This window comes from Ellagibacter sp., assembly GCF_048412355.1.
Classification (GTDB): Bacteria; Actinomycetota; Coriobacteriia; order Coriobacteriales; family Eggerthellaceae; genus Ellagibacter.
Window position 1 is genome coordinate 52308 of the sequence record NZ_DBFSAP010000014.1, and the last position, 13466, is coordinate 65773.

The 13466-nt window shown below is 61.0% G+C and carries 12 protein-coding genes; 10 read left to right on the plus strand and 2 right to left on the minus strand.

The window, feature by feature from the left end; genetic code table 11:
* Positions 1–46 precede the first annotated feature (46 nt).
* From ACMRQN_RS01715 to ACMRQN_RS01745, 7 genes are all read left to right on the plus strand, one after another.
* Positions 47–781 (plus strand): DUF4428 domain-containing protein, encoded by a 735-nt coding sequence (locus ACMRQN_RS01715; protein ID WP_418733554.1) that lies wholly within the window; start codon positions 47–49, stop codon positions 779–781.
* Positions 782–871: 90 nt separating this feature from the next.
* The gene (locus tag ACMRQN_RS01720) at positions 872–1690 is read left to right on the plus strand and encodes a hypothetical protein (protein ID WP_418733555.1); all 819 of its coding nucleotides are present in this window, start codon (positions 872–874) and stop codon (positions 1688–1690) included.
* 195 nt (positions 1691–1885) lie between these two features.
* Positions 1886–3016, plus strand: coding sequence for an ABC transporter substrate-binding protein (locus tag ACMRQN_RS01725; protein ID WP_418733556.1), 1131 nt, complete (start codon positions 1886–1888; stop codon positions 3014–3016).
* 11 nt (positions 3017–3027) lie between these two features.
* Positions 3028–4125: a FecCD family ABC transporter permease gene (locus ACMRQN_RS01730; RefSeq protein ID WP_418733557.1), complete on the plus strand. Its 1098-nt coding sequence runs from the start codon at positions 3028–3030 to the stop codon at positions 4123–4125.
* Positions 4125–4877 carry an ABC transporter ATP-binding protein gene (locus ACMRQN_RS01735; RefSeq protein WP_418733558.1) on the plus strand — a complete coding sequence of 251 codons (753 nt, stop codon included), beginning with the start codon at positions 4125–4127 and terminating at the stop codon, positions 4875–4877. Before ACMRQN_RS01730 ends, ACMRQN_RS01735 begins: the two co-directional genes overlap by 1 nt.
* Before the next feature lie 10 nt (positions 4878–4887).
* A complete protein-coding gene (locus ACMRQN_RS01740) occupies positions 4888–5472 on the plus strand; it encodes a class I SAM-dependent methyltransferase (protein ID WP_418733559.1) in 585 nt (194 codons plus the stop codon).
* Positions 5473–5740: 268 nt separating this feature from the next.
* Positions 5741–7294, plus strand: coding sequence for a DHA2 family efflux MFS transporter permease subunit (locus ACMRQN_RS01745; RefSeq protein ID WP_418733560.1), 1554 nt, complete (start codon positions 5741–5743; stop codon positions 7292–7294).
* Positions 7295–7471: 177 nt separating this feature from the next.
* On the opposite strand, the gene ACMRQN_RS01750 is transcribed toward ACMRQN_RS01745, so the two are convergent.
* Complete coding sequence (locus tag ACMRQN_RS01750; RefSeq protein WP_418733561.1) at positions 7472–9172, minus strand: SulP family inorganic anion transporter; 1701 nt, start codon at positions 9170–9172, stop codon at positions 7472–7474.
* Positions 9173–9468: 296 nt separating this feature from the next.
* Between ACMRQN_RS01750 and ACMRQN_RS01755 the strand changes: the two genes are divergently transcribed.
* Both ACMRQN_RS01755 and bsh read left to right on the plus strand, forming a co-directional pair.
* A complete protein-coding gene (locus tag ACMRQN_RS01755) occupies positions 9469–9726 on the plus strand; it encodes a hypothetical protein (RefSeq protein ID WP_418733562.1) in 258 nt (85 codons plus the stop codon).
* A 239-nt stretch (positions 9727–9965) separates the two neighbouring features.
* Positions 9966–10916, plus strand: coding sequence for a choloylglycine hydrolase (bsh, locus tag ACMRQN_RS01760; protein ID WP_418733563.1), 951 nt, complete (start codon positions 9966–9968; stop codon positions 10914–10916).
* A 38-nt stretch (positions 10917–10954) separates the two neighbouring features.
* On the opposite strand, the gene ACMRQN_RS01765 is transcribed toward bsh, so the two are convergent.
* Entirely contained in the window at positions 10955–12001 is a 1047-nt protein-coding gene (locus ACMRQN_RS01765) for an asparaginase (RefSeq protein WP_418733564.1), read from the minus strand.
* 378 nt (positions 12002–12379) lie between these two features.
* On the opposite strand from ACMRQN_RS01765, the gene ACMRQN_RS01770 reads away from it, so the two are divergent.
* Positions 12380–13402 (plus strand): DUF262 domain-containing protein, encoded by a 1023-nt coding sequence (locus ACMRQN_RS01770; RefSeq protein WP_418733565.1) that lies wholly within the window; start codon positions 12380–12382, stop codon positions 13400–13402.
* The last annotated feature ends 64 nt before the right edge of the window (positions 13403–13466 follow it).

Here is a 13466-nt window from a genome sequence, read left to right on the forward strand (position 1 = left end):
TGAAGTTAACGAAAACTTCGTTGGATGCGCGGGAAGGAGTGCGGGTATGGGATTGTTTGGAAAGATCTTCGAGAAGAAGAGCTGCGATATCTGCGGAGGGGAAATCGGCTTACTCGGTAACAGGAAGCTCGAAGACGGCAACCTGTGCAAAGAGTGCGCCAAGAAGCTCTCCCCCTTCTTCAGCGAGCGCAGGCGCTCGACGGTCGAGCAGATCCGCGAGCAGCTCGCCTACCGCGAGGCGAACAAGGACCGCGTCGCGGGGTTCAACACGACGCGCACGCTCGGCGGCGACACCAAGGTGCTCCTCGACGAGGATGCGCAGTGCTTCATCGTCACCTCCTCGTCGCGGTGGCGCGATGCGAACCCGGACGTGATGGACTTCTCCCAAGTCACCGGGTGCGATTCGGAGGTTCGCGAGACCCGCACCGAAATCTATCGCGAGGACTCCGAAGGCCACCGGGAAAGCTACGACCCGCCGCGCTACGACATCGACTACGACGTGTACCTCACCATCCACGTGAACTCGCCTTACTTCGACGAGATCACGTTCAAGGTCAACGATAGCCGCATCGAGGAACGCTATTCCGTGGAATTCCGCGAGGCGGAGCGCCAGGCAAACGAGATCCGCGAGGCGCTCACGAGCCTGCGCGAGGCGGTGCGCGAGAACGTTGTGGCGGCGAAGGCTCCGAAGGCAGCAGTGACCTGCCCGTTCTGCGGTGCCACCACGATGCCGGACGCGAACGGACGCTGCGAGTTCTGCGGCGGCGCGATCGGGCTTTAACACCGCGGGCACCATCGTCGGGGCGACAAGCTCCGGCGTGCAAGATAGAGTGGTTGGAATGGGAAAGCTATTCGGGAAGGAAGTGCTACCATGAAATCGAAGTTGAAGGTATTTGGAGTTGTCGCATTCGCTATCGCGCTATGCTTCGCGCTCGTCGGCTGCGGCGGGGGTGACAAGGCCGACCCCAAGAAGGCGGTCATCGGAACGTGGGAGCTCTCCGAGCTCACGGGCGCTTCCGAAGACGATATGGCCATGATGAAGGCGTTCGGCCTCACCGTCGAGGCGACCTTCGCCGAGGACGGCACGTTCAAGCTCGGCATGTTCGGCGAGTCGCTCGACGGCACCTGGGATGCCAAGTCGGCTGATAAGGTGTCCCTGACGATCGAGGGCGATAGCGTCGACGCGACGATCAAGGACGGCGTGCTCTCCATCGAGGTCGATGGCGAGGGCATGAAGTTCAAGAAGACGAGCGACGAGGTCAAGGATCTAGGCTCGAGCTCGGTTTCCTCTGATAGCGGTACTACCAGCGGCTCGAGCGCGACAGACGACCAGGCGATTCAGGCCATCGACAAGGAGATCTACAGCGACGACAACATCTCCGTGATGGTTGTCGACAAGAAGCAGGATTGGCTTGACTCCTGCGGCTATACCCTGGTCATCACGAACAAGAGCGCTGACACGGCGATCGACTTCAGCGGCTCTTACGGCACCTGGACGGTGAACGGCAAGATGATCAGCCCCTACATCTACGAGACGATCCAGCCGAACGCTTATGCCGAGACCTTCATGACCTTCATGGACGACAGCATCAAGAGCATCGACGATCTCGTGAACGTGCAGGGCTCCTTCGAGGTCACGAACTCCAAGACCTACGACGAGATCGTGACGTTCCAGGTTACGATGCCGTAGCGGAATAGCTCGATAGCAGCTCGTTTGCACTTGGTGCAGATGGGCTGACGAAAAAGGCGCCGCGTCCCGAAAAAGGGCGCGGCGCTTTGCTCTGTTCGGGGTGCCGCTCTCGGAATAAGGATGTTACGAATTAGACAATCGTGTTACTATCTGTCGCAGCGATTCGATACGTTTCAAAGCGAAGGGAAGAAGCTCATGTTGAAGAGAATGAGAACATGTGGCGTGGTTGCCATAGCGGCCTGTCTGTGTGCGTGCCTGTTTGCGTTTGCGGGCTGCTCCGCACCTGCGGGCACGGGTTCGTCGGAGGGGGCGCAGGACGCCGCGGCGACGAAGACGGTGGTCGATGCCTATGGTCGAAGTGTCGAGGTTCCCGCTGATGTTCAAAGCGCGGCGACCGTCGGCAGCGGCGCGCGCTTCGTCGTGTATGCGGGCGGGCAGGACAAGCTCATTGCTGCAACCGAGATGGAAACCGAGCCGGCCTTAAACCGTCCGTACACGATTGCGTACAAGGATCTATTTGCCAACTTGCCGGCGACGAGCAATGGAAACCATCTGCTTGAGACGAACGTCAACGAGGAGCAGCTCATGGAGCTCGCACCCGACGTGATCATCTCGAGCCGCAGCGCTGAAGAGTGCGACTCGCTCCAGGCGGACACGGGCATCCCCGTCATCGGCATCACCTACCAAAACCAGCTGTTCACCGACAACGTCTATACCTCGATCACCTGCGTCGGCGAGGCGCTGGGCACGCAGGACCACGCGCAGGAGGTCGTCTCGAAGCTCAAGGAGTGGGACGCCGACTTGAAGGCGCGCACGGCCGACATCCCCGATGCCGACAAGCCGAGCGTCTACGTGGGCGCCGTCAATTACAAGGGTGCTAAGAGCTTCACCGGCACGTACGCGAACTACGCCCCGCTCGTCGAGCTCGGTGCGAAAAACGTCGCCGACGAGACGGGCCAGAAAGCCGCCATCGACGTCGACCTCGAGCAGATCGGCAACTGGGACCCCGACTTCATGTTCTTGAACGCGGGCAACATGGATCTCATGAAGACGGACTACGCCAACAATAAAGCCTTCTTCGATGACCTGAAGGCCTTCAAGGAGGGCCACCTCTACACGCAGCCGTTCTTCAATTTCAACGGTACCAACATCGACACGGGCATCTGCGACACGTACTTCATCGGTGCGACCATCTACCCCGACAAGTTCGCCGATGTCGATTTGGATGCGAAGTATTCCGAGATCTACACCACGCTTCTTGGCGTCGACTTCTATCAAACCATGAAGAATGCGGGCATGGGCTTCACGACGCTTTCTTTCAGCTAGAATAGCCGCTTATGGAAGAGGACAAAATCACAACTGCGAGCTTGCCTGGCGAGGGGAAAGCATCCCGTGACGCGTATGCGGGCTATATCAGGCGCAAGCGCCTCGTACTCGTTGTCCTCTTCGTCGCGGTTGTCGGCATCGCCGTGTTCTCGATGACTATGGGCTCGCTTCAGATCGCCCCTCTCGATGTGGTGCGCGCGGTCTTCGGGCAGGGCGATGTGCGTACCGTCGCCGCAGTTCAAAACATTCGTCTCCCCCGCGTCTTGACGGCTATTGTCGCCGGGGTGGCCCTCGCGCTTGCGGGGTGCGCCTACCAAAGCGTTCTGCGCAACCCGCTTGCCTCGGCGAGTACGCTCGGCATCTCGCAGGGCGCTGCGTTCGGTGCCTCGCTTGCGATCATCGTCTTCGCGGGCGGTGCGGGCGCGTCCACCGCCTACGAGGGCATCTCGACCGCTGACCCCGTAACGACGGCGCTCTTCGCGTTTGCGGGCGCAATGCTCTCGACGGTGGTGATCCTGCTTTTGTCGCGCGTGCGCGAGATGACCCCTGAAAGCATCGTGTTGCTCGGCGTTGCCTTGTCGGCACTGTTCACCGCGGGTACCACGATCGTGCAATACTTTGCAGAAGACTCCCAGGTCGCTGCCGTGGTCTTTTGGACATTCGGCGATCTGGGCCGCGTGAGCAGAAGCCAGCTCGCCGTGATGGCGGGCGTCACGGCGGCGAGCGCCGTGTTTTTCTTCGCGAACCGCTGGGCCATGAACGCGATTGAGTCGGGCGAGGGCCTCGCCCACAGCTTGGGCATCTCCGTGAACGGCGTGCGCCTGTCGAACATGCTGGTCGCAAGCGCGGCGGCCTCGACGGTGATTGCCTTTTGCGGGATTGTCAACTTCGTCGGGCTGGTTGCGCCGCATGTGATGCGCCGCCTGCTTGGCGCCGACTACCGCTTTCTCCTTCCCGCCTCCGCCCTTGCGGGTGCGGGGATGTTGCTCGTGTCCGACATCCTCTGCCACGTCGTCGTGGCGCCGCTGATCTTGCCGATTTCGGCGATCACGTCGTTCGTCGGTGCGCCTATTTTCATCTACCTGCTGTTTCGGGGGGTGAGCCGCTGATGCTTGCAGCCTGCGGGCTCGGCTTTTCCTACCGGGTGGGAACGCCCGTTTTACGGAACGTGTCGATCGAGCTTTCGCCGGGGTCGTTCACGGCGATTCTAGGGGTGAACGGGTGCGGCAAGTCGACGCTTCTGTCATGCCTGATGGGGCTCCGAAAGCCCGATGCGGGGCAGGTGCTCCTCGACGGCGTGCCCATGGGCGAGGTCAAGCGGCGCGCGCGAGCGCAAAAGGTCGCGCTCGTCGCCCAGCACAGCCATGCGAACCGTCTGACGGTCTACGATTCGGTACTCGTCGGGCGCCACCCCCTCATGCAGGGCGCGCCGACGGAGGCCGACCATGTTGTTGTCCGCGAGACGCTCGAGCGGCTGGGGCTTTCCGCTTACTCGTTGCGCTATGCCGACGAGCTTTCCGGCGGAGAGTACCAGAAGATGGTTCTCGCGCGGGCATTCGTGCAACAGGCAGAGACGCTTCTGCTCGACGAACCGACCAACAACCTCGACCCTGCCAACCAGCAGGAGGTTATGCGGGAGGTTCGCCGTGAGGTCGACGAGCGCGGTATTGCCGCCTGCGCGGTCATGCACGACATCAACTTAGCGATTCGCTATTGCGACCGCTTCCTCTTCCTGAAAGACGGCGAGGTCGATGCCGTAGGCGGGCGAGAATGCGTCACGCCCGAGCGCATCAAACGGATTTACGGTATGGACGCAGACATTATCGAGCACGGCGGGAGGCTGGTGGTCATTCCGCGATGAAGGGATTGTTATGGACGAGGTAGCAGCGTACTTCAACGAACGCGCGGGCAAGTGGGATGAAAGCGGCTGTTCGGGTGAGAGCCGCGTACAGGGGGCGGTGCTCTCGCTCGTCGATCTGAAGTCGGGCGACTCGGTGCTCGATTTGGGGTGCGGCACGGGCGTGATGATTCCCTTCTACCTTGCGGCGAAGGCGGGAAAGATCGTGGCGGTCGACGTGTCGGAGAAGATGATCGAGCGTGCGAAGGAAAAGTTTGGCAACGAACCATCCGTGGAGCTTCGTGCCCAAGATGTGCTCTCGCTCGATGAAAGCGAGCGCTTCGACGCCGTGGTCATCTACAACGCCTACCCCCACTTTTTCGAGAAGCAAGCCTTGGTCGAGAAGGTGTATCGCCTGGTCAAGCCAGGAGGGCGTTTCGTCGTCGCCCATGGATCGGGCAGAGACGTCATCAACCGCCACCATGACGCCGTTGCCGCGGGGGTGAGCTGCGGCCTGCGCGCAGCGAGCGAGGAGAGTGCTCTTTGGGCGGACAAGTTCGAAATCGAGGCGCTGGTGGACACCCCTGGCTTCTACGCTTTCTCCGGCGTTCGGAGGTAGCGCTCGTTCGCGCCCTTGGATCCTAAGGGCGACGGGGGGTGTGTGCACGCGAATCGCGCTGTGGCGCTTGCAATTCACGGAAATTCACAAACTCTTCGCTTACGAAGCGCTTTTGTTTTGCGCTTAACTTGAGGTAGTCAAAAGGCGCAGTGAGACGCTGCATACGTTATGCAGAGGTGGTCGCAACGAGCATGTTGCGACCACCTTTTTTATGTGCCGAATTTGCCTTTTGAACAGTGAAAACCCAAAGAAAGGAGTAACTGAAAACGTGACTTCAAGCAATGCCAAACTTCCCCGCGCCCGTGTTGAGGTGGCGCACCCTTATCTTGCCCTCATGGGGCTTTTCTGCGGTGGCTTTGCCGGTATGTACAGCGAGACCGCACTTAATATTGCACTGCCACAACTGTCCCTTGCTTTCGGCGTCGACGTTTCCGTCACGCAATGGCTTGTGGTGGGTTACATGCTTGTGATCGGCGTGGTTCTGCCGCTTGCGGGCCTGCTCATGAAGTGGTTTTCTGCGCGAAAGCTCACCGTGTTCGCGCTGGGCACCTTCTTCGTCGGCGCAATTGTGAGCACTGCTGCCCCCTCGTTTGCCGTGGCGCTCGTCGGGCGCGCGATGCAGGGGGTCGGCACGGGGCTTGTCCTTCCCATCATGTTTGCCATGGTGCTCGAAGTGATTCCCCCGCATAAGATTGGCGCCGCCATGGGAACGAGCGCGCTTGTCATCATGTTCGCGCCTGCTATCGGCCCCACGCTCGCGGGCGCGCTTGTGGGTGCCGGCTCGTGGCGCCTCGTGTTCGCAAGCTTCGCGGTGATTGCTCTTGTGGGAATCGTTTTTGCGCTGAAGTTCGAGGTGAATCCCTACAAGTTGACCAAGCCTTCGATCGATGGGCTGTCCATCGTGTTTTCGGTTGTGGGTTTCGGCGGCGTCGTGTTCGGGGCTGGGATGGCGAGCTCGTACGGATGGACTTCCCCTGTCGTGCTGGCTGCGCTCGTTGCGGGTGCTGTATGCCTAGTGCTGTATGCGCGTCGTCAGCTTTCCATGGAGACGCCGATCATCGATGTGCGCATCTTCTCTCATCAGGGATTTCGCGTCGGTGCTGTGTGCATGATGGTTAATTTCGGGGTCACGCTTTCCGCAATGTACATCCTGCCGCAGTTCTACCAGAACAGCATGTTGTTGGCGGTAGCTGTGACGGGCGTGGTCATGCTGCCCGGCGGCGTCGTGAACGCGCTCGTGAGCATGGTTGCCGGTCGCATTTACGATCGGATCGGCGCGCGCGGGCCTGCGCTGTGCGGTTTCGGATTATCCATTGTGGGTGCGGCGGCTCTGCTTTTCGCCACGCCGGAATCTTCTCTTGCCTACGTGGTCGCTTGCCATATCGTCATGATGATTGGCGTCCCGCTTGCGATGTCGCCTTGCCAGACGCACGCGCTCTCGTCGTTGCCGCGCAACCTGTCTACCGATGGCTCTACGGCACTCAATACGATGCAGCAGGTGCTTGGAGCTGTGTGCACTGCGGTGGCGACAAGCCTTCTCACCGCAGGTCAAGCGAGCTATGCTGCTGCGGGCGGTGCTGACGCGACGCTCGCCTTCACGCAGGGGTCTCACTGGGGATTCGCGTTCGCGCTCGCGCTTGCGGTGATCGGTTTCGCGTGTGCGCTGCGCATCAAGGTGAAAAAGCGCGCGAACGCGGGAACGGGCGAGGTTGCTGCCGCCGATGCTGCCGCTCGTGCGGCTGCGAAGGCTTCGGCTGCAAACGTCGCGACGGGCGATGGATCCTCGCCGTGCGACGCAGCGAAATCAGGCGCCCGCGCGTAGCGTGTCGGTTCCGGCTGGCAGGTTTTGACCTCATCGAGGTGCGTTCCTCTTGGTTTCGACCTATGAGGGGCCTAATCGCAGGGGGCGAATGTTGAGCGTCTTGGAAATTTTGGCGGTCGGGCATCGTTGTGCTCGACCGCCTTTCTCATTGGGCTCGCTTCAAGCCGCCTTCCCTTCTTACGCCGCCTTCGCGCTCTTCGCGGCTTCCTCGGCTGCAATCAGTTCGCGCGCATGCTCGATGGCGTCGTCGATGTTCGGGCGGAAGTGCTCCTCGCCCACCAAATCGACGAATCCGGCGCGGCGCATGGTCTTTACGGGCTGCTCGTTGGCGTGGCTGAAGATAAGCTTCACGCCGTTTTCCTTACAGTAGTCGTAGAGGTTTTCGAGCGCGTTCATTCCCGACGAGTCGAGCGATGGCACGCCGCGCATGCGGATGATCAGGTATTTCGTGAACTCCTTCACCGAGATATCGGTAATGCGGTCGGTCATGCCGAAAAACATCGGGCCGTTGATCTCGTACACGCGCACGCTTTTGGGCAGCTCGCGCAAGTGCGTGACCTCGGAATCGGCGTCGCAGTAGTATTTCCAGCCTTTGACTTCAGTTTCCTCGGAAACCATCTTCATAAACAGCACCACGGTGATGAGCATACCGACGGCGATTGCCGTCACCAGGTCGAACACGATGGTGAGCGTAAACGTGAGCAGAAGCGTGGCAACCGCGCCCTTCGATGCCGTGTGGCACAGGTGCGCGAAGTTGCGCCAGCCGCTCATGTTGTATGCGACCTGAAGCAGGATTGCCGCGATGGTGGGCATGGGGATAAGCGCTGCGTAGGGCATGAGGAACACGAGCACCGCGAGCAGGATCAGCGCGTGCACCATGCCGGCGACCGGCGTACGCCCGCCGCTCTTCACGTTGGCAGCAGTGCGGGCGATGGCGCCCGTCGCGGGAATGCCGCCAAAAAGCACCGAGCCCAGGTTGCCAATGCCTTGGGCCATGAGCTCCATGTTGCAGCGGTGGTGCGAGCTGATCATCGAGTCGGCGACGACGCACGAGAGCAGCGATTCAATGGCGGCCAGGATGGCGATGGTGATGCCGTTGGGAAGCTGGTCGCGCAGCAAATCGATCGAGAGCTGCGGCACGTGCAGCTCGGGCAGGCCGGCGTTGATGGTGTACAAATCGCCGATGGTGTTTACGTTCATGCCGAACAGGGGGACCATGGCCATGCCCACGATGACGGCGACGAGTGAGCTGGGCACCTTAGCTCCGAGCGTTCCCAGTCGCGGCCACAAAAACAGTACCGCCAGGCACACCGCGCCCACCACGAGCGCCTGCCAATTGAAGGTGCCGAAGTTTTCCGCGAGCGCCGAGACTTTGTCGAGCGTCTCGACTGTCGGCGTCCCTGCGGGATATGTGAGCCCGAAGAAGTCTTTCAGCTGGCCGATTACGATGGTCACCGCGATGCCCGCCGTGAAACCGGTGGTGATGGTGTAGGGCACGAAGCGGATGATAGTTCCCAGCTTGAGCAGGCCCATGAGCACAAGCAGCACGCCTGCGATCAGCGCCGCCGCCACCAGCCCGTTGATGCCGTCGGTCGCGACGATGCCGGCCACGATGGTTGCGAAGGCGGCGGTGGGACCGGAGATTTGCACGCGCGAGCCGCCGAGGAAGGCGATCAGGAAGCCTGCGACAATGGCGGTGTAGAGACCCTGCTCGGGGCCGACGCCCGACGCAATCGCCAGCGCGATCGAGAGCGGCAGCGCAACGATGGCGACCACGATGCCTGATACGATGTCGCGGGGAAGCTGCTCTTTGAGCTCTTCTTTGGTTGAATGCTTGATGATGCTGAACAGGATCGGTTTGATTTTGTCGCGCTGCAAGGGTGCTTGATTCCTCCTCGTTGTTTTGTTATTTGCCGCCCGCACTGCCCGCCCGGGTGTTTTCGCGCCGCCTTCCGTGTCGCGCAAGACTCGCCCGGGCGTTTTCGCGCGCACTGCCCTATCCCGTATTGGGGACAGAAAAATTCCACCCAGGCAATCCCGGGTGGAATTTGAGTTCTTCAGTTGTCGCCAAAAGGCATGGAAAGGGGGTCTCGTATTCTAACGGCTCAACAACGTAGCTGCTCACGGCATGCGAAAATCAACAGTGTAGCGTGCGAAAGCGAAGGCGAGCGGCATTGAGGTTTTTCGCTCGGTCGTTTCGCGAGGGCTGCTATCATGGTCGCATGGACGACTTCGAGAAAAAATGGAAACGTATCCAAGAGCAGCTTCGCATCCAGATGAGCGGCGATGAGCAGCCGCGCGTATCGAGCGGCCGCACGCTTTTCGGCATTCGAAGCGAAGGCGAGCGCAAGATGGATGAGTTCGCTCGGCAGATAGAGGCGGAGTACCAAGCGCGCGAACTGGGGAAAGAGGAAAACCCACGCGAACTGTAGCGTTGGCTTTGGGTGGTGTTACGTGGAGCTGCAGCATTTGCCCCATCGGCGTTTTTGTCCACGGTGGAGGGGTTTTCTGTAAGTTCAATCTGTTTACGGCGCGGCGTTTTGATGACCGAATGGCAACGATGGGAAGCTTCCAGTTGTCCTTGAAACGACCCAGGCGCACGATGGAATGGAAGAAAAGCCCACCCGATGCGGGCGGGCGCGGACGGACAAGCTTCACGAAAGGATGCGATATGTGCACGGGAATCAGATTCAGCGACGGCGAGGGCAACATGTATCTGGCGCGCAACCTTGATTGGAACACGCGCTACGGCGAGCGCGTGGTGGTGACGCCCGCGGGCTTCCCGCTCCCCTACTCCTTCCTCGATGACGCGCCGGCCGCGCACGCCGTGATCGGCATGGCGGTCGTGCTCGACAACTACCCGCTCTACTTCGATTGCGGAAACGACGCGGGCCTGGGCGTTGCCGGCTTGAACTTCCCCGGGTTCGCTGAATATTCCAAGAGCCCTATTGACGGGAAGACAAACATCGCCGCTTATGAGTTCCCTGTTTGGGTTGCGGCGAACTTCGCGACGGTCGATGAAGTGGAAGCGGCGCTCGCGAACGCGAATATCGTCGCGAAGCCGGTGAGCGACCAGCTCGGCGTGTCGATGCTGCACTGGATTGTGGGTGATGACACGCGCTCGATCGTGATCGAGCAGATGGCCGACGGTCTTCATGTGATGGACAACCCAGTCGACACGCTGGCGAACCAGCCCGAGTTCACCTGGCACATGACGAACTTGCGCACCTATATCACGGCAACGGGTGACTTTCCCGCCGCTGCGACCTGGGGCCGCGCCGAGCTTACCCCCTTCGGCGCGGGCGCCGGTGCGCGCGGCATCCCGGGCGATTCGTATTCTCCCTCGCGTTTCGTGAAGGCGGCATTCCTGAATGCGAACTACCCGCAGAAGGCCAGCGAGTGGGAAAACGTGCTGCGCGCATTCCATACGCTCGGGAACGTGGCGATGGTGGAAGGCTCGGCGGCGATGGCCGACCGCACCTTCGAGCGCACGCTCTACACGGGGTGCTACTCGGCGCGCACGAAGACGTACTACTACTCGACCGACGACGACCCCTCGATCAAAAGCGTCGCGCTTGCCGACTGCGACGCGGGTGACGCGAGCAAGCTCTTCGTGGCCTAAGTAGTGTGCGAGGCGGCGCGCTCCCTTGCGCTTTCTGCTTACTCGAACGGCGAGCGGTCGTGGTTGATCTCGCAGTTGAACAGGTGCTCAACCTCTGCCACATCGCGGGTTTGCCCGAGCGCCCACATGGTCTTCGCGACAATCGCCTCGGGGGTCATGTCGGCGCCGCGCAAAATGCCCGGATGGTTCGCATACGCGCGCCCAACTTCATAAACTCCCAGGTCAAGACCTTCTTCGGGGACCTGCGTCGTCATGACGGCGATGCGCCCCGAATCGACCCATGAATAGATAGCGTCCTGGAAGCACGGGCCGGTCTCGCCTTGCTCGGGAATGCCGCCGATGCCGAACGTCTCTAAGATGACTGCGTCGTAGGCGGGCGCCAAGGCCGAGAAGATTCGCGAATCGAGCCCTGGCGTGAGCTTCAGCGCAAACACGCGCGGGTCGAGCTTGTCGTAGACGGTGGGACGCCCTGCTGCTGCGTGTCCGTGTGCCCCCTCCGCCCTCTTTGAACGCGCGAAGGGGGCGGAGCGCACGATGCGGTCGGTGCGAATATAGGCAAGCGGCGGGAAGTTCACGCTAGTGAAGGCGTTGAAACTCATGGTGCGCTGCTTGCGCGCGCGGGTTCCCGCGATGACGACGCCGCCGAACGCGATCGATACGTCGCTCGCGTCGTCGTCGGTTGCGTACAGCACGCTTTGGTAGAGGTTGAGCTTCGCGTCGGTGAAGGCGCTCGCCATGGGGCGCTGCGATCCGGTGAGCACGATGGGCTTGGGGCTGTGCTGGATGAGATACGACAGGGCGGCTGCGGTGTATGCCATGGTGTCGGTGCCGTGCAGCACCACGAACCCGTCGTAGTCGTCGTAGCTTTCCATTATGGTGCGGGCGACGCGCAGCCAGTCGCTCGGGCGCATGTTGGTCGAATCGATGTTCATGGCCTGTTCCACGTCGAGTGTGGCGAGGTCTGCCACCTCGGGAACGTACCTCGTCAATTCCTTGCCTGAAAGCGCAGGTGACAAGCCATTTCCCTCTTCTTTCGATGCAATGGTGCCGCCCGTGGCGACAAGCAAGATGCGTTTCTTCGTCATGGTTGCTCCCCAATCTTTCGTGCCGGACGTGCCTTTGGTTGTCGCTTGACGGCCAGCGCGAGCAAGGGGTTCGCGATGCGTCTGCTTCCAAGCTGCCCTTCGAGCTCGTCTTTGCGTCGTTTTCGAGCATGGTATTTCTAGGATTGTACCTTATGGTTTCCTCGCGCACTTGCCGTTTCTTTCTTCGGGGTCGCTCTCTGTGCTCGATTTGCGGATTCTCCTGCTCAATCGAATTCGAGCATCTACTCATCCATAGGCGCCTGTCCTATAATCCTTCACGGTTTTTTGGGGCCGCACCCGCGGCGACGCTTCGGGTGCAAGATGAAGGCCGCGTCCAGGCCGGCACCTTGGGCGCGAAGTGGAGAAAGAGTTTTACGCATGCAAACCAAACAAGAGCTGTTCCTCGACCTTTTGGGAACGGAAGACACCCAGTTCGTCATCCCGGTGTACCAGCGCGTGTACTCCTGGGGCCTGCAGCAATGCAAGGGGCTGTGGCAGGACATCAACCGCTCGGGCCGTACGGGCAACGCGCACTTCATCGGCACGGTGCTCTACTCGCCTGACCGTTTTGCGAAGACGGCGCAGCACCAACTCGACGTGATCGACGGCCAGCAGCGCATGACCACGCTCACCATCGTGATCGCCGCGCTCGTGAAGTATCTGCGCGCGCACGGCGCGACCGCCGATGGCCTTACTGCCGACGATATCTCCGGCACGTTCCTTCACGTGAAGACGGGCGACGGCGTGGCGGCGAAGCTCATCCTGTCGCTAAACGATTGCCCGACACTTGAGGCGGTGGTGAACGCTACGCCGATGCCCGAGCGTCCTTCCGAGCGCATCACCGAGAACCTTGACTACTTCTACGGCGAGATGGAGAAGAGCGATTTCGACGCCGACGTGCTGTGGACGGGCATGAAGGTGCTCACGGTGATTGACGCGGAGCTCGACCGCGGCGACAACCCGCAGCTCATCTTCGAGAGCTTGAACGCGCGCGGTGTACCGCTGACGACGGCTGACCTGGTGCGCAACTACCTGCTCATCGCGATGGACCACGACGAGCAGACGCGCCTGTACAAGGAATACTGGGAGCCGATCGAGGTCATGTTCGGCGACGACCCCGGCGCCGAGAAACTCAACGCCGCCATCCGCACGTGGCTTTCCATCCGCTTCCCCAAGGTGCGCATCCACGACAAGAGCGAGACATACTCCGTGTTCAAGACCTACATCGAAGACGAGCACGCGGGCACGCCCGAAGAGCTGCTCGACGAGCTTCGCGGCTTCTGCTTCATGTGGGCTGAGAACTACAACTTCCACGAGGTGAAGGAATTTCGCAGCATGAACTGGGCGAAGGGAAAGCGCCGCACGCTCGTCCCCGAGCGTGCAAGCCAAGGCGGGTTCTAGAACGCGCCTGGAAAATGCAGTTCCCTAACAAGCCCCCGACGTCTCGAATGCGATGTCGGGGGCT